This window comes from Falsiroseomonas sp. E2-1-a20 (assembly GCF_051433195.1).
In the GTDB taxonomy this organism is placed as follows: Bacteria; Pseudomonadota; Alphaproteobacteria; order Acetobacterales; family Acetobacteraceae; genus Falsiroseomonas.
The window spans coordinates 1-23,957 of sequence record NZ_JBHMFT010000047.1; the positions used below are offsets into that span (position 1 = coordinate 1).

Below are 23,957 nucleotides of genomic sequence, written 5' to 3' on the forward strand. Positions count from 1 at the left end.
GAACTCCTAAATAGAACAGAGGACGTTCTATTTAATTCGCGTCCTTGAGCCCTGGGCGGCCGCGTGTGCCACGGCGGTCGGACGGCAGAGCCATCCAAGCAAATATTGCCTCGCGAAAGGTACACCCTGTCGCATTGCGGCACTCCTTTATGGCGTTTTCACGCTTCATCGCTGTCAATGCCGTAGCCGTCTGCATCCACTCGATCGCGGCTGCTTGCTTGGCAGACAACGCCGCGTCGCATGATGCTACCGCTCCAACGCCGGCGACGAACGGCCACCGGCTCTCCACATTCGCGGCTTTGATTTTCGGACTCCACCAACACTCTGTCTCAGACAGGCGTAGGTACGGGATCGCCACGTTGTTATTGATGACAGCACGAACCGCTTGATCATCGGGCATCGCGCCCCATGCGATAGCAGGAATACTTTTGGGTAATCCCTCAGCAGGCACTTTGCCAACAGGGCCGAGCACTCCATAGGCAACCAAGTTTCCGGCTGCCAATTCCGCCACTAAGCGCCGCTGCGCCTCAGCTACGTGCATCACCAGTGGTGGCGCCGGGGGTAGGTACGACCCATCATCGGCCATTGTTGGGGGCCAACGGAAACCTGGATGTACATCGGGCAGCCCGGTGTGAGCGCCGGCAGTGGCAATCCACGCAATCGCCTCGAGCAGGTTCATCCAGGGTGGCGGCACCGTACGCGTGCGAGGCTCTGGCTGCGGGACATCCGTGTTGCTCGGCACCGATTTTGGTGCGCCATCGTTCTCGCTCATTTCGCTACCTCCCCTTGTCCATCAGCGGCGCCGATGCATGCTCCACGATGATTTGCCGGCGCAGGACAGGGTTGTCCTACGCTGGTGGCAGTCGTCCACTTTGGCACCGGCCACTTTCGCAGCGTAGCGGCTGGCGCCGGGCCAAGCGCTTCCGCCCCTAGCGTCCCGTCCAGCCAGCCGGTGAAGTCAGGCGGGCCCAGCAGCACCGGCATGCGGTCGTGGTAGGCCTCCATCCAGGCGCTGGCGCCCCAGACGATCATCGTGCAGCTCAGCACTTCCTCTGCCGCGGCCGGGTCGCGCCAGCGATCCCAGAGGCCGGCAAGGCCAGCACGGGCGCGCCATCCGCGGCGGTGAACAGATGCGGTTGCCGGTCCTTCTTCTCGCCGGTCCACTCGTAGAAGCCTGACGCCGGGATGATGCAGCGGCGGCGCTTGAAGGCGTCGCGGAACATCGGCTTCTCCGCCACCGTCTCGGCGCGGGCGTTGAAGGTCGACGGCACCTCCTTGGCGGACTTTTTCCACCAGGCCGGGATCAGGCCCCAGCGCATCGAGGCCAGTTCACGGCCGGCTTCGCCCGCGCGCATCACGTCGATGCTGGTCGTGGGTGCGATGTTGTGGCGGGGGCGGAGGTTGCGCGGCGCCCCGACCAAGTCGAGCAGCGCATGGAGTTCCGCCCAGGTGTACCGCTGCGTGAAGCGCCCGCACATGCCGCCAGCCTCCATGGGTTCGGCCTTCCGAGGACACTCGCTGCACGCCACCAGGTTCAGCCAACCCTCAGGGTTCCGATCCCAGGCTGCCATGCAAGCACTCCTCCGCCGGCTGGTGATAACCCAGCCGGTCAGGGGCGGTTCGCGGCACTCGCCGCACCAAAGCTCACGGCGCAGCCCGATCAGGTGCAGCCGGACGTCGCGCCCGACCAGCGCCACCAGGTCGCGCCGGCTGAAAGTGCGGACGCGGCAGGCGCAGGGCAGCCGGAGCGCCTGGTCACGGGCAAGGTCCTCGACGGTGAAGCCGAAAGCGGGATCGCTCGGGATGGGGTTTTGCCGGCGGTCTACAGCGTGCCATGCGGGGCGGTGGGTGCCCGGCGCATCAGCACGAAGCCGCTGGCCGGGAGGCGCTTGACCAGCTGTTCGGCGGCAATTTTCGAGGCGTACTCGACGCCGGTCCGCCGTGCCCTGCCGCGCTCGTCGAAGCGCATGGCGAAAGCCAAGCTGTCGGCCACCTCCGCGGGATCAGCCGGACGCAGGCCCTGGCCATCCAGGTCCGGCGGTGCCGGCGGCGGATAGCCGTCGAGCTCAATCAGCAGCGCCGTCACCGCCTCGTCCAGCGCTGCGGTCGGCAGCCTGGGGCAGAGGCCGCGTGCGAGGCCGCGCGCTTCGGCGGCCGCCTCGCGGAGGCTGGCGGAGCGGGTGGAGATGGCGGCGACGAGGATCTCCCGCATCCGCCGGAGGACCTCGGGATCAAGAAGGGCGGGGGCGCTCATGGCGCCGCGCCTGTCTCACCGCCCCCCCCGGAACGGGGCGCCGTAGACGCCTCACCAGCATGGGCAGCCACGTACGGCTCGACTGATGTGGGATCGGCGGCGACGGGGGAAGCGAGGGCGCGGAGCAGAGCCGCAGGCGGGGCTATCTGTGGCTGGAGAGGCGCCTCCTCGACAAGCGCCTGGCCAAGCCGCCGCGCCGCGACCTCGCGGGCCAGCGTCAGCGGCCAAGCCGGATGCTGGGCGCGCACCGCCGCCAGGATTTCCGCCCCATCCAGGCTTGCAGCGCAGGGCCTCGGTCCTGACCAGCCTGCTGGCACGGTCACGCGGGCGGGCTCCGAGATGATCGGTCGTGGCTGGGCAGGGAGGTGGTGCGGCATCAGGCGATCATGCAGGCAATCGAACAAATAGTGAACACAATTAGGGGCCCGCTCACTGCCCCAGACCCAGCCGTCGCTACCCGCTACGAGAAGACTGCCGCGTCCTTCCTCGGCGTCCTCTGCCTCGCCGCCACCGCCGACTGGCTCAGGCGCGAAGCGGCCGCACAGAGCCGAAACTGCCGCGGACGGGACAACAATTCTGCGGGCTCATAGACCGAGATGTAACTCGACTGGTAGCTTCCTCCCCGAGAGAAAACCGACGTTCGAAAAAAAATGCCGCAGAACGGGGGGGAACCGGAGATGGCATCCTGCTGCAGGAGGCATGACGCTGAGCTGTTGGCTGTCTTGGGCGGCCCGGGTCCTCCTAGCAGGAGGATAGCGAACCGTGACGAACCTCGCCCTGCTCCTGCTCTGCTTCGCCATTGGCATCGCGCTGCGGTGGTCCGGCAGATTGCCCGACAACGCCCCACAGGCCCTTAACGGCTTCGTAATCAACGTCGCCCTGCCGGCGCTGATCCTTCGCCAACTCCACGACGTGACCTTCGACTGGGGACTGGCCTGGGCGGCGCTCACGCCCTGGATCCTCTTCGCGGCGGGGATCGTCTTCTTCCTGGCGGTCTCCCGCTTGGCGCGCTGGTCGCGCGAGACCACGGGTGGGCTGATGCTGGCGGAGGGCCTCGCCAACACCTCCTTCATCGGGCTGCCGATGATCGAGACCTTCTACGGCCCGGCCTTCCTGTCGGTCGGCATCATCGTTGACCAGCTCGGGACCTACCTCGTGCTCAGCACGGTCGGGGTGGTCGTAGCGATGGTCTACTCATCGAAGCCGGAGGCGGTCGCCGCGTTGGACATCGCGCGCAGGGTCCTCGTCTTCCCGCCCTTCCAGGCGCTGGTGCTGGCGCTTGCCCTGGCGCAGGTCGGCCTGCCCGAGCCGGCCCTCACGGTGCTGGAGCGGCTAGGAAGCACCCTGGTCCCGCTCGCACTCGTGTCCGTCGGCTTCCAGCTGCGCCTCGGGGATGCAAGCGGCCTCAGGCAGGAGTTGGTGGCCGGGCTCGGCTTCAAGCTGGCCCTCGGCCCGGCCATCGTCGCGACGGTGGTGATCGGCGCGATGGGCGCTTCCGGGAAGGTGGTGGAAGTCAGCATCTTCGAAGCGGCGATGGGCCCGCAGATCGACGGGACCATCATGGCGATGCAGTACGGCCTCAATCCTCGCCTGATGACGCTGATGGTAGGGCTCGGCATCCCGCTCTCGCTGGTTACCGCTACGGCTTGGTGGTGGATCCTCTCGACTTGAGCGCACTATCCGCAGTGCCGCCAGAACATCGAAGGTCGGGCACACTTACCGCCCAGGGTTAACCGCGCCGCACGCTCAGGCGCTAACAGTCCCTAATCGTTCTTCCTCGTATGCCGCAGGCTGAAGCCAGGTTCGGAGACCAGATGGCCGATGATGCCGCCAATCCGCTTGGCCGTCCCGATGACGCTGATGGGACCGTCATAGTCGATGGCGTTTTGCTGCATTCCGCGCGGCTTGTGCTTCGGGTCGAGCACCATGGTGAGGCCCCCAGCCTCGTGGATCGCGGCGATGCCCCGAGATCCGTCATCCAGCGAGCCCGACAGGATCACGCCGATCGTCCGCCGGCCAGCATGTTTGGCGAGAGATATGAAAAGCGTGTCGATAGTTCGGTTGCGAAGCCTGTTGTCGCTGCCATCGACAAGGACCACGCTGGTGCGTGACCCGAGCGTGAGGTGCTGATCAGGTTCGCCGATGTAGCAGACGCCTTTTTCGAAGGTTTCTGCCTGCTCAGCCACCACCACTGGAATGCCAGCGCGACGGGCCAGGACGTCACGCAACGCGCTGATCCGCTCACTCGGCCGATGCAAGACAACCATCACGATGGCGTTGATTGGATGCGGAAACGAAGCCAACAAGGCTTTGATGTCGTTCAGACCTTCGTCGCCAGACGCGCCAATCGCAACAATGAATGGCGGCGGCTCTTCCTCCATTTGATCTATAGTCCTTCCGGCGTCTGATCTACGCAATGAAGGTCGGTCTTCAGAGCCTGATCATGTTTTCAGGGTGGTCGTCCGCCTTAACGTAAGTTGAGTGCTGCGGTTTGTCCTGACGCACGATCCACCACGATTTCCTAAGTCCAGCCAAGCCGCGAGCAGAACGGGGTCACAGATCTTGCTACATGCAATGTTCCAAAGTTTGGCCGCTAAGCTCTCGTTGAGAAGGTCGGTGGCGAAGTTCAGCGGCGAGGGACGGGATGGCTGCGTTCCCGTTATGACCGAGCATCACGTAGCCGCTCTTTGGCTGGTGTCATGAACGGACAAACGCCCAATTTTCCGATCGTCGGCATTGGCGCCTCGGCAGGCGGCGTCGAAGCCCTGCAGGTACTGTTCCGCGCCATGCCGAACCCCGCCCTGCCAATGGCCTTCATCGTCGTCACGCATGTCGGCGCCAGCCACGACAGCGCGCTTCCCGAGATCCTGCGCGAATGCACCGCCATGCCCGTGGTGCCGGCGAGGGATGGCGAGGTGGTTCAGCCCGGCCATGCTTATGTGCTGCCGAACGACGCCCTGATCACCCTCGCCGGCGGTAGGCTGGTCCTGCGGCGCCAACTCCCGGAGAACCAGCGCGAGCGCCAGCCGATCGACCTGTTCTTCGCCTCCCTCGCCGAAGACCAGGGCGAGACAGCCATCGGCATCGTGCTGTCCGGCAGCGGCAGCGACGGCACGCTTGGCCTCAAGGCCATCAAGGAAGGCGGCGGGCTGACGATCGCCCAGGGCAAAGACGGCACCGTGCCGCGCTATCCCAGCATGCCGAATAGCGCGGTCGCGAGCGGTGTCGTCGACCTCGTGCTGCCCTCCAACCAGATCCCCGTCCGCCTCGCGGAGCTGGCCCAGCACCAGAACGGGCTGGACTTGGCGGCCGAGGAGGACCGGAGGGCCGGCAGCGCCAACCAGGCCGCCACCAGGCAAGACGAGATCAGCGCCATCCTGCGGATGCGGGTCGGTCACGACTTCGGCGGCTACAAGGCCAAGACCTTCTTCCGTCGCGTGCAGCGCCGCATGCAGGTCCGCGCGGTGCAAGATATCGACGCCTACATCGCCCTGCTGCGTCAGGATGAGGACGAGGCGGCGATGCTGTTTCGCGACCTCCTCATCAGCGTCACCGGCTTTTTCCGGGACGCGGCTGCCTTTTCGGCTTTAACCGATCGCGTCATGCCCGCCATTTTCAAAGACCGCGGGGCGGACGACACCGTTCGCATCTGGGTGCCGGGCTGCGCCACCGGCGAAGAAGCCTACTCGCTCGCCATCCTGGCACGCGAGCAACTGGCGGACCGCAACGACGGCCCGCGGATCCAGATCTTCGCCACTGACATTGATGAGGCAGCGCTTCTGGTGGCGCGGGGCGGTCGCTACCCGGCTTCGATGATGGCCAGCGTCTCGCCGGAGCGTCTGGCTCGCTTTTTCGTCACGGATGGTGCCACCTACGCGGTCTCCAGGGAAACGCGGGATCTCTGCGTCTTCTCGTCGCACAGCGTCATCCGCGACGCGCCATTCTCGCGCATCGACCTGGTCTCCTGCCGCAACCTGCTGATCTACATGGGCGGCCAGCTGCAGGAGCAGGTGATCCCGCTGTTCCACTATGCGTTGCGGCCCAAGGGCTACCTGTTCCTGGGTGTCTCGGAAACCACAACCCGCCATGACGACCTGTTCAAGCCGGAGGACAAGGCGCACCGGATCTTCCAGCGCCGCGACAGCTTGGTGCCGGGCCTGCCGATCCGGATCCAGCCCCCGGTACAAGGGGGGCGGCAGAGCTGGCCTTCCATGGCACCGCTGAGTCGGCCGAGCACTGGAGGCGCCGCCGAACTACACCAGATGGCGCACGCCTTCGCGGCCGAGCACTTCGCGCCGCCGCATCTTCTGGTGAACGCCATGGGCGACATCGTCTACCAGACGGCCAACCTCGGGAAGTATCTGGAACCGGCGGCGGGGATACCCAGCCGGCAGCTTCTGGCGATGGCCCGCCGCGGCTTGCGGATGGATCTGCGCTCGGCGCTGCGGCAGGCGATCGACCAGCGACGCCCGGCGACGCGGCCCAGTGTCGAGGTGGAGTTCAACGGCCTGCGGCAGACGGTTGCGATCACCGTATCGCCGCTGCCGCCACGTGACGGGAATGATCCCCTGTTCATGGTGGTCTTCGCCGACGTGCAACCGCCGGTCCCGCGGCAGGACCTTCCCGGCCCCGATGCTTCGGAGGCGCCGCGGGACCAGGTCATCGAGCTTCTCGAGCAGGACCTGCGCGAGGCGCGCGAGCGCCTGCAGTCGATGGCCGAGGAGTATGAGACGGCGACCGAGGAGCTGAAATCCGCCAACGAGGAGATGGTCTCGGTCAACGAAGAGCTGCAGTCCATCAACGAGGAGCTGGAAACCTCGAAGGAGGAGCTGCAATCCGTTAACGAGGAGCTGCGGACCACCAACCTCGAACTCTCCACCAAGATCGAGCAGCTCGATCTCGCCAATACGGACCTGCGGAACCTGTTCGACAGCACGCAGGTGGCGACCTTGTTCCTCGACCGGCATCTGGTGATCCGGAACTTCACGCCGGCGGTCACCGGGATCTTCGACCTGGTCGATTCCGATCGCGGCCGTCCCCTCAGCAGCTTCACCAGCCACATCGACGGCGTGGATTTTGGACAGGAGGCACGCCGCGTACTGGATGGGCGCGTGCCCGTGGAGCGGCGTGTCATCGCCCGTGGTGGCGACGCGCACTACCTCATGCGGATGCTGCCCTACACGACCGGGGAGGGGACGATAGACGGCGTGGTCGTCACCTTCTTCGACATCACCCAGGTGGTGGAAGGCGAGCTGCTCGGGACGCTCGTGGACGAGCTGAACCACCGGGTGCGCAACATGCTGCAGGTGGTCTCGGCCGTCTCCACGCACACATTGCGCCGGGCGGTAAGCCTGAAGGATTTTGGCGTGACCTTCGGCGGCCGCATCCGGGCACTGGCAAGGGCGCATGAACTGGTCTCGCTGGGTGGCTGGAGTGACGTGCCGCTGGCCGACCTGATCGAGAAGGAGTTGCAGCCCTATGCGGTCGGGCCCGGCCGCCTCGTGACCCGGGGTCCGCCGGTCTGGCTGTTGCCCAAGGCCGCTTTGTCGATGGGCATGATCCTGCACGAGATGGCGACCAATGCCGCCAAGCATGGCGCTCTCTCGACGGAGGGTGGCCGCGTGACCATCGAATGGTCGAAGGAGGGCCCTGGCGCCGCGGCCCGCTTGGTGCTGCGCTGGACCGAAACTGGTGGACCAAAGGTCACCATGCTGCCCGAGCGGCGAGGCTTTGGTTCTGAATTGATCGAGCGGCAGCTGCGCCACGATCTCGGTGGGACCTTCGATGTCGACTTCAATGAGGCCGGGTTGCAAAGCAGGATCGAGCTGCCGCTGAATGTCCTTGCGGAACACGGCAGCAATCAGAAGGAATTAGGCTGAGGCCGCCGTTGCTTCTGCGCCAGAGGTGGGCGTGCAGCTTGCCTCCTAGCGCGGCAGCTCACCCACATTGTTCACGCAGGCGCGCAGCTTGGCACCGGCGGCTGGCACTTGTCGATGCCGCCAGGCGCATAGATCTCCCTCATTGGTGCGTGCCTTGCTCGCCGGTCGAGCTGAACGGGCCGATGACCGGCGAGGCGTTCCGAGCTTACGTCGAACAATTCCTGGCCCCGGCGCTGTCGAAGGGCGATGTCGTCGTTGAGGACAACTTCAGCGTTCACAAGGTCGCTGGCGTAAGTGAGGCCCTCGCGGCCGTCGGCGCCAGCATCCCCTACCTGCCACCCTACAGCCCTGACCTGAACCCAATCGAGCAGGCTTTCGCCAAACTCAAGGCACTGCTCCGAAAGGCCGCGCTTCGGACTTGAGAAGCCCTCCGGGCGCCATCGGCCACATGCCCGACAGCTTCAGCCCGAATGAGTGCCGCAACTACCTCGCCTGGCACTGGACGCAGCACAACCGCCGATCGCGTCGTTTGCAAGAGTGCCAACCAGGACGAATCGATAAATAAATTCTATTGCAAACATCGCCGGGTCCTCCATGATGACGACCTTGTGAGATCACGTTATAGAGCCGGCATGCCCGTTCACAGACTTAACCTCCCCTCGACAGGTAGACTCCGCATCTTCGTCCCGTGGTTCGCCGCTCTTGGCGTCCACCGGATTTCCGGTAAGGCCGTCGCACCGCCCTGGACCTGCTTGGGCGTGCCGACGCGGAGCCGATCCACCCATGCCAAGCTGAGGTCTCCAGCTTTTGCGCGAGCAGGCTGATGGACGGCAGGCCGCCTAGCACCTTCCGAGTGCGCCAGTTGAGCCCGAGCCGCCTCGCCGAGCTGGTCATCGAGAGCGCCACGGATTTTGCAATCTTCACGACCGACCTCGACGGCGTCATCACGAGCTGGAACAGCGCGGCCGAGCGCGTCATGGGCTGGTCCGAGGCCGAGGCGGTCGACCAGCATGCCTGCATGATTTTCACGCCCGAGGAGCGAGCAAAGGAGGCGTGCAACCTGGAAATGGCGCAGGCGCGGACCGTGGGTCACGCCAAGGATGAACGCTGGCATCGCCGCAAGGACGGCTCCCGGTTTTGGGGATCGGGATCGATGACCCGGCTCGAGGACCACGATACCGGAGAGCACATCGGCTACTGCAAGATCGTCCGTGACCGCACCGAGCAGCACGAGGCCGGTCAGCGGCTCGAGGCCAGCAAGCTGCTGCTGATCAACGTGCTGGAAAGCAATCCCGACTGCCTAAAGCTCCTCGATTGCGATGGGCGGGTAACTTTCATGAACGGCCCTGGCCTGAGGCTGACGGAGATCGACGACTTCCAGGACATCAGCGGCAAGCCTTGGGTGTCTCTCTGGCCCGAGAACGAGCGGAGCAAAGTCAAGACCGCTCTGGCCGAAGCTGCAGCCGGTCGACTGGGCCGCTTCCAAGGCCTCTGCCCAACCGCCAAGGGGACGCCGAAGTGGTGGGACGTGCAGGTCACCATGGTGCCAGGCAGCGAGGAACAGCCCGGCTTGCTGCTGGCTTCCTCCCGCGACGTCACCGAGCTCCATGCAGTGCAGACAGCTTTGCATCGAAGCGAGGAACGGCTTCGGACCGCCTTCGCTATCTCAACCGTCGGGGTGATGTTTTGGGGCCCCGATTTCGGCCTCACGGAGGTGAACGACGCCTTCCTGCAAATGACCGGCTTCAGCCGCGACGAAGCAATGGGAAGGACCTGGCAAGAGCTGACCCCGCCGGAATTTCATCCATCCTCGCTGCAGGTCATCGCGGAGGTGACCGCGACTGGCGAGACCACGCCCTATGAAAAGCAGTACCTCCGCAAGGACGGCTCGCGCTGGTGGGGCCTGTCGGCTGCCCGCCGGGTGGGCGACGAGGTTGTCGAGTTCGCCTTGGACGTTACTGCACGCCGTGAGGCCGAACGGGCTCTGCGTGAGAGCGAAGCACGGTTCCGTCACTTGGCCGATAGTGCCCCGGCGCTGATCTGGATGACGGATGAGACTGCCCAAGTCACCTTCGCCAACATGCACTACGGCCATATGTTCGGGCGTCCCGCAGCAGAGATGCTGGGAGATGGCTGGGCCAGTACCATGCTGACCGAGGATCTCGATCGGTACACCACAAGCTTCCTTGCAGCCTTTCGGACGCGGGCGCCATTCCACACCGAAACCCGCGTACGGGACCGGGATGGCCGAGTGCGATGGCTCCGTTGCGAAGGCGTCCCGCGTACGGACGACGCAGGCAAATTCCTTGGCTACACCGGCTGCAACGTGGACATCACCGAAGCCCGCCTCGCAGCCGAGGAACTGGAGCGCCGGGTTGCGGAGCGCACAGCTGAGTTGATGGTGGCCGAGGACACACTGCGCCAATCGCAGAAGCTGGAGGCGGTGGGCCAGCTTACCGGTGGCGTGGCGCACGACTTCAACAACCTGCTGACGATCATCCGCTCCTCGGCGGACCTGCTCGGCCGCTCCAACCTTTCAGAGGAGAGGCGGCGGCGCTACGTCGCGGCAATCGCGGATACCGCGAACCGGGCGGCGAAGCTGACGGGGCAGCTTCTCGCCTTTGCCCGGCGCCAGCCTCTCAAGCCTGAGGCCTTCGCTGTCGGAGAGCGGCTCCAGGCCGTCGCCGACCTCATCCGACCATTGGTGGGCACGCGCATCACCATCGAGACGCCCATCAACTGCGAGGGCTGTGCCGTCGAGGCCGACCCGAACCAGTTCGAGACGGCCCTGGTCAACCTCGCGGTCAATGCGCGGGACGCCATGGACGGCGAGGGCCACCTGACCCTTAGGACGTGGCTGGCCTCCGAAGTGCCTCCGTCCCGCAGCCATGGGGGTACCCTGGGTGAATTCGTGGCCGTCTCGGTATCCGATACCGGAGAGGGTATCAGGCCCGAGGTGATAGGCAGGATCTTCGAGCCGTTTTTTACAACCAAGGAAGTCGGCAAGGGTACGGGGCTTGGTCTCAGCCAGGTCTATGGCTTCGCCAAGCAGTCCGGTGGGGAACTCCATGTCGAGAGTGAGATGGGGCAGGGTACCACCTTCACGCTTTATCTTCCGAGGGCACAGGCGAAAGCAGTAAGCCGACCCAAGGCATCGGACGCGGAAGCGGGGCTGCCCGAAGAGGGACGCAAGACCGTACTACTGGTCGAGGACAACACCCAGGTCGGCGACTTTGCCAGGCAACTGCTGGAGGATCTCGGCTACGACACGACATGGGCGTACAATGCGGATGCTGCTTTGCGCATCCTGGAGCGGGATGCGATCCGATTTGACGTGGTGTTCTCGGATGTGGTCATGCCCGGGATGAGCGGGATAGAACTCGGTCAGGAAATCCGGCGCCGCTGGCCCAACCTGCGTGTGATTTTGACCAGTGGTTACAGCCACGTGATTGCCGAAGGTGGCACTCAGGGCTTTGATCTGCTTCAAAAGCCTTATTCAGTCGAGGGGTTGTCGGCAGCGCTGCGATCAAGTCAGTGATATGGGCCGGCCTGTTTGAGAGCCTTGCAGAGATGATGATGGCCGGCGTCACGCCGCATGTGGCGCAGCACGAACGGTAGGCCCTCGGCGATCGTCAGGCGGACCACCCGGCACCCCGGCTGCGCGGCCAGCCAGCCGAGCCGCAAGGATTGAGGAAGTGTTCGGCGGGTGCAAGGAGATCTGCAGCATGCGCCGCACCCGTCACGCGGACTGGAGCGGGTCGGATGGAGTTCCACGCTGCGCGTCGCGGCCTACAACCTGAGCCGCCTGCCGAAGCTGCTGGAACCGATGGGAGGCGCTGGCGCGCTATCTCGAGGACGGCAGGCTCTCAATCGACAATAACCTCGCCGAGCGGCTGCTGCGCGGCAAGGCTTTGACGGGGAAGAGTTTTCTGTTCCTCGGATCGGACGCAGGCGGCGACCGCGCCGCCATCATCTACACCGTTGCCGAGACCGCGAAGCTGAACGGCCTGGATCCAGAAGCCTATATCGCCGCCGTGCTAGACCGCCTCGCCCGCGGCCACACCATCGACCGCCTCGACGAACTCCTGCCGTGGAACTTCACGCCCGCCGCGTCACCTGCGGGGACCGGCTGACGCTTACGTTTTCGCAGCCTGCTAAGTGCTCAAATCCGCATCGCTCCTTGCCGATCCGCCCGGAGCATAGCTTGAACGCGCTGCGCCAAAACATCGAGTTCGAAGGGTTTGCCGATCACCTCGGCGCCCAGCGGCAGCGGCGTGACGGCGTAGCCGGTGATGTACAGCACCGGCAGCCCCGGTAGCCGCCCACGCACCGCCTCGGCTATCTGCCGCCCGTTCATGCCGTTTGGAAGCCCGACGTCGGTGACCAGCACGTCAGGCTGTTCGGACGCCAGGATCTGCATCGCGCCCGGCCCGTCCCGCGCCTCTAGCACGACGTAGCCAAGTTCGCGCAGCCGGTCGGCGGCTGGCTGGCGTGCACCATCTTCGTCATCGACCAGCAGCACGGTAGCGCGCATGGCGGCGTGGGATGGCGGTCTAGCTTTTGGCTTTTTAACCGCCGGCATTTTGTCGTGCAGCGGCAGAAGAAGGCGGACTGTCGTGCCCTGTCCCGGCGTGCTCTCTATACGCACCAGCCCCCCCGACTGTCTCACGAAACTCCAGACCTGGCTCAGACCCAAACCGGTGCCTTCGCCCTGCGGCTTTGTGGTGAAGAACGGGTCGAACACCCGTGCGAGCACTTCGGGTGGCATGCCCATTCCGCTGTCCGCGACCGAGACCGCCACGTAGCGGCCCGGTTCAACGTCACCATCCGGAATGTCCGCCGCAGAAAGGTCCACCACGTCTGTGTCAATCGCAAGCCGACCTCCCTCCGGCATGGCGTCCCGCGCGTTGATGCTGAGGTTCAGCAACGCGCTTTCCAACTCGTTGGTGTCGCACAGCACGATGCCGATGCCGTCGCGCAAACGCATATCCACGCTGATCGCAGGTCCCATCGTGCGGCGGATGAGGTCCGCCAACCCTCCAATCAGGACATCTGCATCGACCGGCTTCGGCTCGATCGGCTGCCGTCGCGCAAAGGCGAGCAGGCGCCGCGTCAGCCCCGCTGGCGCATGACCATCTGCTCGACGTCAGCCATGCCGCTCACACGCTCCCGTTCCGCTCGCGAGCGCCGGCGTCGACTGTTCCTGCCCTGCGAGCCGCTGACAAAGCAGCTTCTCGCCGTCTGGCCGGAGCCGCCTTTGGGGGTCCACATGCCTGTAGAGTGTCTGGCGGGTGATCCCCAATTCCAAGCATAGCTTTCCTACTTTGGTTTCTCGCCGACCCATAGCGGCCTGAGCAAGACTCAGCTTGGCAGGCAGTTTGGGCCGTCTGTCGTGCTTGCCGGAGGCGTGGTCCTCGTGCAGCCGGGCCGGATTTGCCCCGCCAGTCAACAGCGCGTCGCGCTGCAGGTCCAACGCCTGGCTGCCGTCCGTCTTGCTCACGCGCATGTAGCCGATCAGCACGTCGGATCTTCCGCTCCTCAAACAATTAGCTGCGTGACGCGATGAGGCAGTAGCGCCCCAGCACGGTCACCCTGTCACACAACTCGTCAGGGGTTTTTGCGCTGCGCGCCCCCGCAGCACGATTGTGTGACATCACGCCGCCTTGGCGGCCTTCCGGAGCCGACGCCATGCCCCGCCGCACCTTGCTGTCTGCCGAAGCGCGCTCGCGCCTGTTCGGCATCCCAACTGAGCGCGCCAAAATGGCCCCGCACAACGTCTTGGAGGAGGCTGACCTTGAACTCGTCGAGGGTGTGGCCGTGTCCGACGAGATGCTGGCCCACCTCGTGCCATTCGGCTGCGAGCACATCTCGCTCACCGGCAATTACGATTGGGCAGCCGCCTCGCCGCCACCCGGCGGCTTCAGACCTCTCCGCAACGTTCGCTTCGTTCATGACCTTGACAATTTAGCGTTTTAGCAAGGTTTGCACTGAATGTAAGTTACTTATATTCCAAGAATGTCACATCGCTCTACATCTGTTAGTGGAGTGACTCCAACACTTGCTTCCCGCGGTTGATGGCGGCGAGGACGCGATCGGGGTCGGCGCTCCAGGCGAAGGGCTTGGGATGTTTGTTGTGCTCGGCGACGTAGCGGTTGATGGCGGCGTGGAGGTCGACGAGGGAGCAGAACGTCCCCCGCTTGAGCCGGCGCCGGGTAAGTGCCGAGAAGAAGCCCTCGACGGCGTTGAGCCACGAGGCGCTGGTAGGCGTGAAGTGGAAGGTCCAGCGGGGATGGCGTGCGAGCCAGGCGCGCACCTTGGGGTGCTTGTGGGTGGCGTAGTTGTCGAAGATGGCGTGGCCTGTCTTGCCGGCCGGCACCGCGTCCTCGACTTGGTTGAGGAAGCGGATGAATTCCTGATGCCGGTGGCGCTGCATGTTGCGGCCGATCACCGTGCCATCCAGCACGTTCAGCGCGGCGAACAGGGTGGTGGTGCCGTTGCGGATGTAGTCGTGGGTCATCGTCCCGGCCCGACCCTTCTTCATCGGCAGACCGGGTTGCGTGCGGTCCAGCGCCTGGATCTGGCTCTTTTTGTCGATCGACAGCACGACGGCATGGGCAGGCGGATCGACGTAGAGGCCCACGACATCGCTGAACTTCTCGGCGAACTTCGGGTCGTTGGAGAGCTTGAACGTCTTCATCCGGTGCGGCGTCAGGCCGTTCGCCTGCCAGATGCGCTGCACGCTGACGGCGCCGATGCCAGCCGCCTTGGCCATCGCGCGGAAGCTCCAGTGCGTGGTTTCGCCAGGCGGGTCGGCGAGCGTCATGTCGATCACGCGCTGGACTACCTCAGCCGGCAGCGGCGGCTTGCCGGGTTTGCGCGTCTTGTCGCGCAGCAGCCCGTCGACGCCCTCCCGCATAAAGCGTTCCTGCCACCGCCAGACCACCGGCTTGGACAGGCCCGAGCGGCGCATGATCTCGGTGGTCCCGCATCCGTCGGCGGTGGCGACGATCACCCGGGCGCGGGCCGCGTGCTTTTGCCGTGTGTTGCGATCCGCGCCGATCGCTTCGAGGCGAATGCGATCTTGCGGCGTAACCAAGACGACGATGCCTGCTCTCATTCCAAGAGCTTGAAGCAGCCTACCCGTTCAGGGAATCCTCTGAATGGGGCAGTCCATTAGATCCATGCCGCCGCTCCAGTGGCCGACCTTCTCTCCGCCGCACACACCTCCTCATGCCAGCAGAAAAGCCGGCGGAGGGATTGGAAGAGCGTAGAGAAACCATCGCGTCGTCGCACAATCCGGAAACGGGTTTGGCATGGCGGTGTTTCGGTTCAAGACAGCCGCCGCGCGACCGAAGGACAGTACCTCCCATGCCCAAGCTGCTGCCCATCGCCGACCGGCGTGTTCGCCCGGCTGGCGTGCCCAAAGATGGCGCCGCCATCGCACAGGCCGCGCTGGTGGTGGTCGCGGTGTTGTATTTTGCGCGCGAACTGCTGGTGCCGCTGGCACTCGCCGTGCTGCTGTCCTTCGTGCTGGCGCCGATCGCCGGCGCGCTGCGCCGCATCGGCATCCCCCGCGTGATCGGAGTACTGGCCGCGGTGCTGGCGGCAGTGGCCGTGATGGGCATGTTGGGGCTGGTGATCGGGCTTCAACTCAGCGAACTCGCTACAGATATCCCGCTCTATCAGTACGAGCTGACGCGCAAGCTTGCCTCCATCAATGCCAGTGGCGGGCTGGTGGAGCAGGCGCAGGGGATGCTCCAGGGCTTGGCCGCGGGCGCCGAACAGGCAGCGCCCGCGCCGACAGTCGCCACCGACACGGTGCGGCCGCTGCCGGTGGAGATCCAGTCTCCCGCCCCGAAGCCGTTCGTGCTGCTGCAGAGCATCTTGCAGCCGTTGCTGCTTCCGCTCGCCACCTTCGGCATCGTCGTGGTGCTGGTGATCTTCGTGCTGCTGTATCGCGAGGACCTGCGCGACCGGGTCATCCGCCTGGTCGGTGCGGATGACCTGCACCGCACCATGGCGGCAATGGACGATGCCGCCTATCGCCTGTCCCGCTACTTCTTGGCGCAGACCGCGATGAACGCCGCCTATGGCGTGTTCATCACGGTAGCGCTGCTGCTGATCGGCGTGCCGCAGCCAGTGCTGTGGGGTATTGTTGCTGGGCTGATGCGCTTCGTACCCTTCGTCGGCACTATCGTGGCCGTCGCCTTCCCGCTGCTGCTGGCGCTGGCGGTGGAGCCCGGCTGGACCATGCCGCTGATGGTACTGGTGTTATTCGCCATCAGCGAGGGCCTGATGGGTCATGTTCTGGAGCCGCTGGTCTTTGGCCATTCCACTGGTCTGTCACCGGTCGCCGTAATCGCCGCCGCCACCTTCTGGACTTGGTTGTGGGGTTCGATCGGGCTGATCCTTTCGGTGCCGCTGACCGTCTGCCTGGTGGTGCTGGGGCGGCATGTAGAGCGGTTCGAGTTCCTAGAAGTGGCGCTGGGCGACCGGCCACCGCTGGACCCGCCGGAAACCTTTTACCAGCGCGCCTTATCGGGCGAGTCGGATGCGCTGACCGAGCAGGCGGAGACGGTGCTGCGCGATCATCGCCTGTCTGCCTATTACGACGAGGTGGCGCTGCCGGCGCTGGCGCTGGCGCAGGTAGATGCGCTGCACGGCAGTTTCGAGGAGGAGCGCCTGGTAGCGGTGCGGGCCAGGATCATGACACTGGTCGAGGACCTGGAGGAGGAGGTCGCCGACGACCTGCCGCCGGAGAAGCCGCTGGCCGAACCAGATGGTGAGGATGCTGCACCGGCACTTGCCGACCCGCCGCCGCCGGAGGGCCTAGCTTTGCCTGGTGCTGTCATCTGCTTAGCCGGGCGCGGCCCCTTCGACGAGGCGGCGGCGGCGATGCTGGCGCAGGTGCTGCGGAAACGAGGTTTTGGTGCCGTGGCGAAATCGGCCGAGTTGCTGCGTGGTGGCGACCTCACAGGCTTCGAGCCGGGCAGCGTGCGGCAGGCTTGGTTGTGCACGGTGGATGGCGGAGCTTCGACCGCAGCCGCCCGTTACCTGCTGCGCCGCCTCAAGCGCCGTTTCCCGGGCACGGCGGTCGCGGCGCTAGTGGTGGGCGCGCCAGAGAGTCGCCTGTCGGAGGCGTTGCGCGCCGAAGGCGCCGCTGCTGTGGAGCGGGAATTAAACACCGCGGCGCGGGTGGCGCTGCGGCTGCTACCTGAAGTAGCTGGTGCTGTGTGACGACGCCAGCGCGCCTGGAGCTTGCGGGCAGTTTCAGGATGACCGCTCATAAACCCGGCCAGTCCGACGGTACACGCGCCAACTCCTCCGGCACCGCCGTCAGCCGTACACTCGGTACCACCAACCGCTGACATCAAAGTCCCTCCCGCTCCATGCGGGAGGGACAGACTTCTGAGCACCGGCTTGGGAGCATGGCTGCATTGCCGCAGTGGCGCACAGAGGGTCTCTTCATCTGCCGAGCCAGTTTGCTGGAGCTCTCCGGGCCGCCCCATCCTGAGCGGCATCTACCGGAACAACAACGCGGCTGATCTGCATCTGCCGCGCTGGCGTAACTTGGACGGTCCTGGCCTTGGTTGTCCTGCTGCTGCTCGACGCCATCTGATATAGGACTGGCTCATCCGGCTGGCTGAACGCTGGTATCGTGGCGCCTACAAGAATCACCGAAAAGCCGCCTACCACCCGCGACGCGGCGGGCGCTCGCGATGGCTTGGCGCCCGCGATCGACGCTCCATTGCCGCATTGATTACTCCTGCGATCACGAGCGGGAGGAGGGCGATAAAAACCTGAATGATTGGACTTGGCTGTCGTCGACGCTCAAGCGCGTCCCGGTGTTGTGGCCCGTGGTGGCCGGCGCCTAATGCCATCACCGCCTCGCCCGCCTTCGCGGGCACTGGCGCTGCCTGTTTGCTGCCATTGAGGTTGGCCCAGGCCCGCGTAAACTCTGCCCCAGCCAAAAAAATCAGTGCCGAATAGTACAGCCACAGCAGAACGATGATGATTGTGCTTGCTGCACCGAAACCTGCAGCTACATCGCTTCGTCCGATGTAGAGCGCAATCAGGGTCTTGCCGGCGGTGAACAAAACCGCAGTGACAAATGCGCCTACACAAACGTCGCGCCAGGCAAGCTTCCGGTCGGGTAGCACCTTGTAGATGGCCGCGAACAGGAGTGTCAGTATGCCAACTGTCACGGCCAGGTTCAGCACGAAGGCGAGGATGGCGCCGCCCGGGAGCGCGGCTTCCAGCCATAGGCCAAACGAAGCAATTGCGGCACTGACAGCAAGAGATGCGATCAGGATGAAGCCTGTTGTTGCGACCAAACCAATCGCCGCAGCCTTGGCCTTCACCAAACGAGAGACGGTTTCCGTGATCGAGCCAGCGTCCGGTACTTCGGTCTTCCAGACGGCATTCAGCGCATTTTGCAAAGCGCCAAATGCACCGCCGGCGGTAAGCAGCAATGTGCCAAGGCCAATTGCGATGGCCCAACCGCCACGGGCGCTACCCAATGCGCCTTCAGCCATTTTGCTGACCGCGCCCGCGGCTTGGTTGCCCAACATTTCAGTCATCTGCGCAGCAATGGCATCATCGACTTGATCTCGGCCGAACACGAAGCTCGCGATGCCGGTGGCGATGAATAAAAGAGGCCCGATCGCGAACAGCATGAAATAGGCGATGCCTGCACCACGTGTCAGCGCGTCATCTGAAATGAACCCCTCGCCAGTATCCTTCAGCAACACCCAAAGCCTGCCCATGGTAGATGCACCCAAATTGATTTTGTTGCAGATTTTTATCGGTCAGGACCAACAGGAAGCATTCGGGCGCTCCGGCAGCATCGTTGAGCACGAGACTGCATGCCAGGCGCCTCCACAATCGGCACCGGCACGCCGCGCCGCCTCAACGTAGGGCAGCACGTCGGTAGCGCGGGTGCATGAGAGCCGTTGCTTCGCCGCGGCTGCCTCACGCGCCTCGTCGGGCGTGCGGGCGCGGGTGCCAAGCGCGATGCCCCTGCCTTTGCCAATGGTAAGCGCAGTACGAGTGCGCTGGCTCATCAGGCCGGCCTCAAGCTCGGCGGCGGCCATTTGCGTAACGAGAAATTTGCCGACCGGGCTGGGCCGCACGGTGGGCACCTCGGAGAACGCCCTTCCCCTTGCTGCCCTCAACTAAGCCGAGCAGGGAGCGCGTTGCGTGCCAGGCGGTCGAGCTTGGCGATCAGCAGCGTCGCGCGCTGGACGCACCAGGCGGCGCGTGCCGTGGTAAGAGGCAAAGGCCGGAGCGCCCTTGCCGTGCTGCGCTTGCCCAGTAGTGGGCGACGAAGCGCAGCGGCCCGATTGGGCCGTGCGAAGGCTCCGGATGTTGCCGCGGCCAGACTAGTGCACTGACTCAGACGGAAGGTGCAGGGAGCCTGGCCAGCTTGCCGAGGATGGTGTCGGCGGGCTTGGTCCAGGCGAACGGCTTGGCGTCCCTGTTGTGGTCGCGGATGTAGCGGGTGATGGCGTCCTGCAGGTCGGGGACCGACTTGAAGACCCCTCGGCGGATGCGCCTGCGTGTGATCGCCGAGAAGAAGCCCTCGACGGCGTTGATCCAGGACGCCGAGGTTGGCGTGAAGTGGAAGACCCAGCGCGGATGGTCGGCCAACCACTGCCGGACCTTCGGATGCTTGTGGGTGGCGTAGTTGTCGAGGATGGCGTGGATCACCTTGCCAGCGGGGACAGCGCGCTCAATGGCGTTGAGGAAGCGGAGGAACTCCTTGTGGGTGTGCCGCGGCATGCAACGGCCGACCACGGTGCCGTCGAGGGTGTTGAGCGCGGCGAACAGCGTGGTGGTGCCATGGCGCTTGTAGTCGTGCGTCATCGTGCCGCACTTGCCGGGCTTGAGCGGCAGCCCGGGCTGGGTCCGGTCGAGCGCCTGGATCTGGCTCTTCTCGTCGATCGACAACACCACCGCATGGCAGGGCGGGTCCACATAGAGGCCGACGATATCCTCGACCTTGCTGGCGAAGGCGGGGTCGTTCGAGCGCTTGAAGGTGCGCAGGCGATGCGGCTGCAGGCGGTTGGCCTGCCAGATCCGTTGCACGGCGCTCAGGCTGATGCCGACCACCTTGGCCATCGCCCGGCCGGTCCAGTGCGTCACGGCACCAGGCGGCTCTGCGCAGGTCAGGGCCAGCACCTTGGCGACCATGGTCGTGGCCAGCGGCGCACGGCCAGGCGGGCGCGTCTTGTCACGTAGCAGCCCATCGATGCCCTGCTCGGCGTATCGCCGTTGCCAGCGCCACACGGCGGGACGGCTGATGCCCGACCGGTGGGCCACCTCCAGGACAGGCAGCCGATCAGCGGACAGCAGGATGATGTTGGCCCGCTGTGTGTGCTTGAGCGGGCGGTTCCTGTCGCCGATAATCGCGCGAAGCCGGGCGCGGTCGTCCGATCCAACGATGACACTGACGGTCTGGGCCATGGCCGGAGAATTCCACCGCAGCGGCCCGCTGTGAATCCTCCGTTTGGGTCAGTGCACTAGTAGCTCGGCCGCACCGTGACTGTCGTCGAAGCTGGCGGCGGTGCGGCGACAACTGGCGCCGGCTGCATCACGACCGTCGCCGGCTGGGCGGCAGGAGGGCTGGTGACGGTGGTGCAAGCGGTGATCAGGAAGGCTGCACCAACCACGCTCAGGACGCGGGCTAGAGAGGTCATCGAGTTCATGGCATGGCGCCTTCAAAAGGGTTGATCTTAGGTTAACAAACAAAGTTGTCCTACGTCGCTTGAGGCCTGTCAACGGGCTAGTGAAATTACGCCATCGCAGCAGTGTAACTGCCGATGATGAATCAGGTCTGGCTGGATTTCTCGATCTGCTGGCGAGATTGGCGGATTCCAAATGGCGACGGGACGGCATCGGGATAGTCAATTGGAGATGGTGGCGATGTGGTCGGAGATGCCGCGTTCGCCGGAGGCGCATGCCTATGACGGCTGGTAAGCGGAACATGTCTTGGCCAGGTTGGACGGCTTCGTCGAGGCACGTGACGCGCTCGGGGCCAGTTCCCATAGCGGCTGGTACCAGCGCCGCATTACCCATGCGTGGTGCTCGGCCCGTCTGCCGGATAGCCCTTGCGTAGCCAATCCAGGACCTTCAGCGGCCGGCGACGCGGCTCGCGGGCCGCCTGGCGGCGGGCATAGACCTTGTTCAGCAGCACCTCTCCCGCCTTCGAGCGGTCGAGCGTCAGGCGCCTGTCGAAGGCCTCGGCCGAGCCGGGGTGCTGACCGATGACGACCAGCGCCGTCTGTGGCAACCGTGTCGCGATCAGCCGCAGCAGCGCATCGGCGGATACGGGGTCTAGCGCATCGGTGGCATCGCCCAGCACCACCCAGTCCGGCCGCAGCAGCAGTAGGCGTGCAAAGGCGAGGCGCTGCAGGTCGGCGCCGTTCAGCACCTCCGCCCAATCCTCGGAGTGGTCGAGACGGACGGAAAGCCATTCGAGCCTGACGGCAGACAGCGCATCGAGGATGGCGCCGTCATCAGCTTCGCCCGCCACTTCCGGCAGCGCCAAGGCGTTTCGCAAGGTACCTTGCGGCAGGAACAGCCTGCGGCCGATGGCGACCATCAGCGCATCCGCCGGCAGGTCGACGCGGCCATAGCCCCAGGGCCAGATGCCGGCGACGACGCGGAAGAAGGCCGCCGCGGCCTCCGGGTCGCCATCCACCAGCACATGTTCGCCGGGCTCGATCCGTAAGGTCAGGTTGTTCAGCAGCGCCGTGCCATCCGGCTCCGCCACCCAAAGGTCGGATACGCCAAGCCAGGGGCCGGGCGCGCGGTCCATGTTGATGGCCGTGTCGCCGACCCGCGCGGATTCTAGCGCCACCACCTGCACCGCTTCCTCCAGCGCCAGCACGCGCTCCACCGAGGCGCGCCATTCCGCAATGCGCGGCAGGTTGTCGACCGGCCAGGACAGCGCCGCCGTCACCTGCTGGAAGGCCTGCGCGGATTGCATCAGCCGGCCCAACGTCAGCGCGCCTTCCAAAAAGCGCGGCGTGCCGACAAGGATCGGGAACACCGCCGCCAGGGCGACGTAGCCCGAGGAGAACGCGATCAGTCGGGCCAAGCCGACCGACTGGTCCTTCCAAGCCAGCGCGATGGTCTCAAACCCCGTGCTCAGGCGGCCGCGTTGAGCGAACTCGGCACGGGCCAGCGCGATCGCCTCAGCGTTCTCGCGGGCGCGGACCAAGTCGTAGCGGAAATTCGCTTCTCGGGTTTGGCGTACGTCGGTGGTCCGCACCAGCGGTCGGCCCAGCACGAAGGCGACGACGGCGCCGATCCCAGCATACAGGAAGGCGAGCAGCACCAGGTGGCCCGGTACCTCGATGCCCGCGACGGTGATCCAGCCGGACAGCGACCACAGGATGCCGACGAAAGTGACCAGCAGCAGCAGGCAATAGAATAGCGTGCTGGCAAGGTCGACCGCGGCTTCCGTCATCACGCGGATATCCTCGGCGATGCGGCCATCCGGGTTGGCGTGGTCGCCGGGGATCAGGCCGGCCTGGAAATGCCGCGAAGCCTCCATCCAGCGACCGATGACGCGGCCGGTCAGCCAGCGCCGCCAGTCAAGCTGCAGGTGCCGGCGCACTGCCAGGTGGCCCATGTTTGCAGCCATGGTACCGAGCAGGATCAGCACGAAGATGCCGATCTGCGCCATGGCATGTTCGGTTGAGCGCCGCTCCAGCGCGTCGAACAGGTCGGCGCTCCAGACATTCAGCCGCAGCACCAGGCCGATCTGGCAGACTACCAGCAGGCCCAGCAGGCCGGTCAGCAGCCGTGGCCGCCAGCGGCCCTTCTCGGTCCAGTAGGGTGTCGCAAGGCGGGCGAAGTCGCGGAAGAACTTTCGTGAACCGCTTGCCAGCACGAGGTCACTCATGAGGGTTCATCGCTTTGATGAAGGAGTTGCGGTGATAGGCGGTTCAGCGCGCCGCAGGACGGGCGCCGCGGCGGACCATGGCTTCGCAGCGATTATCCTCGCCGATGCCGAACTGGATGGTCGGCAGCAGCCCGGCGACCGGCGCCAGCAGCGCGGCCAGCCCTGCCGCCGCGCCGCCGCGCGCCACAAGCTCGCCGAGCTCCGGCCCGACGGACGGGTTGCGGAAGCTTCCGGCGATCAGGATGGAGGTCGGCAAGGTACCGATAGTGAAGCTTTTCGATTCGCTACGCAGCCGAATGTCCAGCCGCTCCCGCGCCAGGTTCACGCTGCCGGTCGCGGCCACCAGCACGTCCTCGGTATCCAGCAGCACGGTGCGCAGGTTGAGCACGCCGCGTTGCAGCACCAGGTCGCCGACGAAGCACTGCACCGCGGTGCGCCCCGGCACGCCGAGCGAGGACAGCAGCGCATTGGCCAACCGCAGACCCGACAGATCCACCAGCAACGCGGAGAGATTGCCGCCGGACATCGCCAGCGTCAGCGTTCCGTTGCCGGCACCGAGGATGGTGGCGAAGGAATTGCCGGTGCCTCGGAGGCGCGCCCGGCCGCTGATCGTGCCGGCACCCTCGAAGGTCCGGGTCGCCTGCATCAGGCGCGACAGGTCGAGGCGCTGGAACTGCACCTCGGCCTCCGCCTGCACGCGACCCTCCTCGGCCGGCGTCAGGGTGACGTTGCCGGCGATCTGGCCGCGCCCGACGCCGAGCGTCAGCGGCCGCAGATGCACCACGCCCTCCTTCACCTCCAGCTCCGCGCCCAGCGAATCGAAGGGCACGTTGCGGCCGATGACGCTGTCGGCGCGGTAGCTGATGCGGATATCGGTCGATTGCAGCTTCGGCAGGTTGATCGGCCCGTCCGG

17 protein-coding genes and 4 pseudogenes are annotated in these 23,957 nt (G+C 65.4%); 9 read left to right on the plus strand and 12 right to left on the minus strand.

Annotated features, from left to right (window positions below):
• Positions 1 to 31: 31 nt before the first annotated feature.
• From ACFHPP_RS27015 to ACFHPP_RS27030, 4 genes are all read right to left on the minus strand, one after another.
• Positions 32 to 772, minus strand: coding sequence for a hypothetical protein (locus ACFHPP_RS27015; RefSeq protein ID WP_437166344.1), 741 nt, complete (start codon positions 770 to 772; stop codon positions 32 to 34).
• On the minus strand, positions 769 to 1,047 hold the full coding sequence (locus tag ACFHPP_RS27020; RefSeq protein WP_437166345.1) for an SOS response-associated peptidase family protein: 279 nt from the start codon (positions 1,045 to 1,047) through the stop codon (positions 769 to 771). The genes ACFHPP_RS27015 and ACFHPP_RS27020 overlap by 4 nt, the downstream gene beginning before the upstream one ends.
• The gene (locus ACFHPP_RS27025; RefSeq protein WP_437166346.1) at positions 1,041 to 1,571 is read right to left on the minus strand and encodes an SOS response-associated peptidase; all 531 of its coding nucleotides are present in this window, start codon (positions 1,569 to 1,571) and stop codon (positions 1,041 to 1,043) included. Before ACFHPP_RS27025 ends, ACFHPP_RS27020 begins: the two co-directional genes overlap by 7 nt.
• 251 nt (positions 1,572 to 1,822) lie before the next feature.
• Positions 1,823 to 2,254, minus strand: coding sequence for a hypothetical protein (locus ACFHPP_RS27030; RefSeq protein WP_437166347.1), 432 nt, complete (start codon positions 2,252 to 2,254; stop codon positions 1,823 to 1,825).
• Positions 2,255 to 2,700: 446 nt separating this feature from the next.
• On the opposite strand from ACFHPP_RS27030, the pseudogene ACFHPP_RS27035 reads away from it, so the two are divergent.
• Together ACFHPP_RS27035 and ACFHPP_RS27040 are read left to right on the plus strand one after the other, a co-directional pair.
• A pseudogene (locus ACFHPP_RS27035) lies at positions 2,701 to 2,781 on the plus strand (IS5-like element ISMex42 family transposase); the annotation flags it as partial.
• Between the two features lie 235 nt (positions 2,782 to 3,016).
• On the plus strand, positions 3,017 to 3,925 hold the full coding sequence (locus ACFHPP_RS27040; RefSeq protein WP_437166348.1) for an AEC family transporter: 909 nt from the start codon (positions 3,017 to 3,019) through the stop codon (positions 3,923 to 3,925).
• A 92-nt stretch (positions 3,926 to 4,017) separates the two neighbouring features.
• On the opposite strand, the gene ACFHPP_RS27045 is transcribed toward ACFHPP_RS27040, so the two are convergent.
• Positions 4,018 to 4,635 (minus strand): chemotaxis protein CheB, encoded by a 618-nt coding sequence (locus ACFHPP_RS27045; RefSeq protein WP_437166349.1) that lies wholly within the window; start codon positions 4,633 to 4,635, stop codon positions 4,018 to 4,020.
• A 318-nt stretch (positions 4,636 to 4,953) separates the two neighbouring features.
• Here ACFHPP_RS27045 and ACFHPP_RS27050 point away from each other — a divergent pair, with 318 nt between their 5' ends.
• The 5 genes and pseudogenes from ACFHPP_RS27050 to ACFHPP_RS27070 form a co-directional block, all read left to right on the plus strand.
• Positions 4,954 to 8,133: a chemotaxis protein CheB gene (locus ACFHPP_RS27050; protein ID WP_437166350.1), complete on the plus strand. Its 3,180-nt coding sequence runs from the start codon at positions 4,954 to 4,956 to the stop codon at positions 8,131 to 8,133.
• Positions 8,134 to 8,291: 158 nt separating this feature from the next.
• Positions 8,292 to 8,698: pseudogene (locus ACFHPP_RS27055) on the plus strand (transposase); the annotation flags it as partial.
• A 258-nt stretch (positions 8,699 to 8,956) separates the two neighbouring features.
• Positions 8,957 to 11,671 (plus strand): PAS domain S-box protein, encoded by a 2,715-nt coding sequence (locus tag ACFHPP_RS27060; protein ID WP_437166351.1) that lies wholly within the window; start codon positions 8,957 to 8,959, stop codon positions 11,669 to 11,671.
• Positions 11,672 to 11,694: 23 nt separating this feature from the next.
• A pseudogene (locus ACFHPP_RS27065) lies at positions 11,695 to 12,013 on the plus strand (transposase); the annotation flags it as partial.
• Positions 11,937 to 12,266 (plus strand): annotated as a pseudogene (locus ACFHPP_RS27070) (transposase domain-containing protein); the annotation flags it as partial. The pseudogenes ACFHPP_RS27065 and ACFHPP_RS27070, both read left to right, overlap by 77 nt.
• Before the next feature lie 29 nt (positions 12,267 to 12,295).
• Here ACFHPP_RS27070 and ACFHPP_RS27075 read toward each other — a convergent pair.
• Both ACFHPP_RS27075 and ACFHPP_RS27080 read right to left on the minus strand, forming a co-directional pair.
• Positions 12,296 to 13,168 (minus strand): ATP-binding protein, encoded by an 873-nt coding sequence (locus ACFHPP_RS27075; protein WP_437166352.1) that lies wholly within the window; start codon positions 13,166 to 13,168, stop codon positions 12,296 to 12,298.
• Positions 13,169 to 13,279: 111 nt separating this feature from the next.
• On the minus strand, positions 13,280 to 13,654 hold the full coding sequence (locus ACFHPP_RS27080) for a recombinase family protein (RefSeq protein WP_437166353.1): 375 nt from the start codon (positions 13,652 to 13,654) through the stop codon (positions 13,280 to 13,282).
• 167 nt (positions 13,655 to 13,821) lie between these two features.
• On the opposite strand from ACFHPP_RS27080, the gene ACFHPP_RS27085 reads away from it, so the two are divergent.
• Complete coding sequence (locus ACFHPP_RS27085; RefSeq protein ID WP_437166354.1) at positions 13,822 to 14,109, plus strand: hypothetical protein; 288 nt, start codon at positions 13,822 to 13,824, stop codon at positions 14,107 to 14,109.
• Positions 14,110 to 14,170: 61 nt separating this feature from the next.
• Here the strand turns inward: ACFHPP_RS27085 and ACFHPP_RS27090 are convergent, their stop codons facing one another.
• Complete coding sequence (locus ACFHPP_RS27090; RefSeq protein WP_437166355.1) at positions 14,171 to 15,250, minus strand: IS630 family transposase; 1,080 nt, start codon at positions 15,248 to 15,250, stop codon at positions 14,171 to 14,173.
• A gap of 113 nt (positions 15,251 to 15,363) precedes the next feature.
• On the opposite strand from ACFHPP_RS27090, the gene ACFHPP_RS27095 reads away from it, so the two are divergent.
• Positions 15,364 to 17,370, plus strand: a complete 2,007-nt coding sequence (locus ACFHPP_RS27095) for an AI-2E family transporter (RefSeq protein ID WP_437166356.1) — start codon at positions 15,364 to 15,366, stop codon at positions 17,368 to 17,370.
• Between the two features lie 452 nt (positions 17,371 to 17,822).
• On the opposite strand, the gene ACFHPP_RS27100 is transcribed toward ACFHPP_RS27095, so the two are convergent.
• From ACFHPP_RS27100 to ACFHPP_RS27115, 4 genes are all read right to left on the minus strand, one after another.
• Entirely contained in the window at positions 17,823 to 18,881 is a 1,059-nt protein-coding gene (locus tag ACFHPP_RS27100) for a YihY/virulence factor BrkB family protein (protein WP_437166357.1), read from the minus strand.
• Between the two features lie 646 nt (positions 18,882 to 19,527).
• Positions 19,528 to 20,598, minus strand: a complete 1,071-nt coding sequence (locus ACFHPP_RS27105) for an IS630 family transposase (RefSeq protein WP_437166358.1) — start codon at positions 20,596 to 20,598, stop codon at positions 19,528 to 19,530.
• Positions 20,599 to 21,202: 604 nt separating this feature from the next.
• Positions 21,203 to 23,044, minus strand: a complete 1,842-nt coding sequence (locus ACFHPP_RS27110; protein WP_437166359.1) for an ABC transporter ATP-binding protein/permease — start codon at positions 23,042 to 23,044, stop codon at positions 21,203 to 21,205.
• A gap of 43 nt (positions 23,045 to 23,087) precedes the next feature.
• The coding region (locus ACFHPP_RS27115) for an AsmA family protein (protein ID WP_437166360.1) at positions 23,088 to 23,957 on the minus strand (870 nt) is incomplete at its 5' end.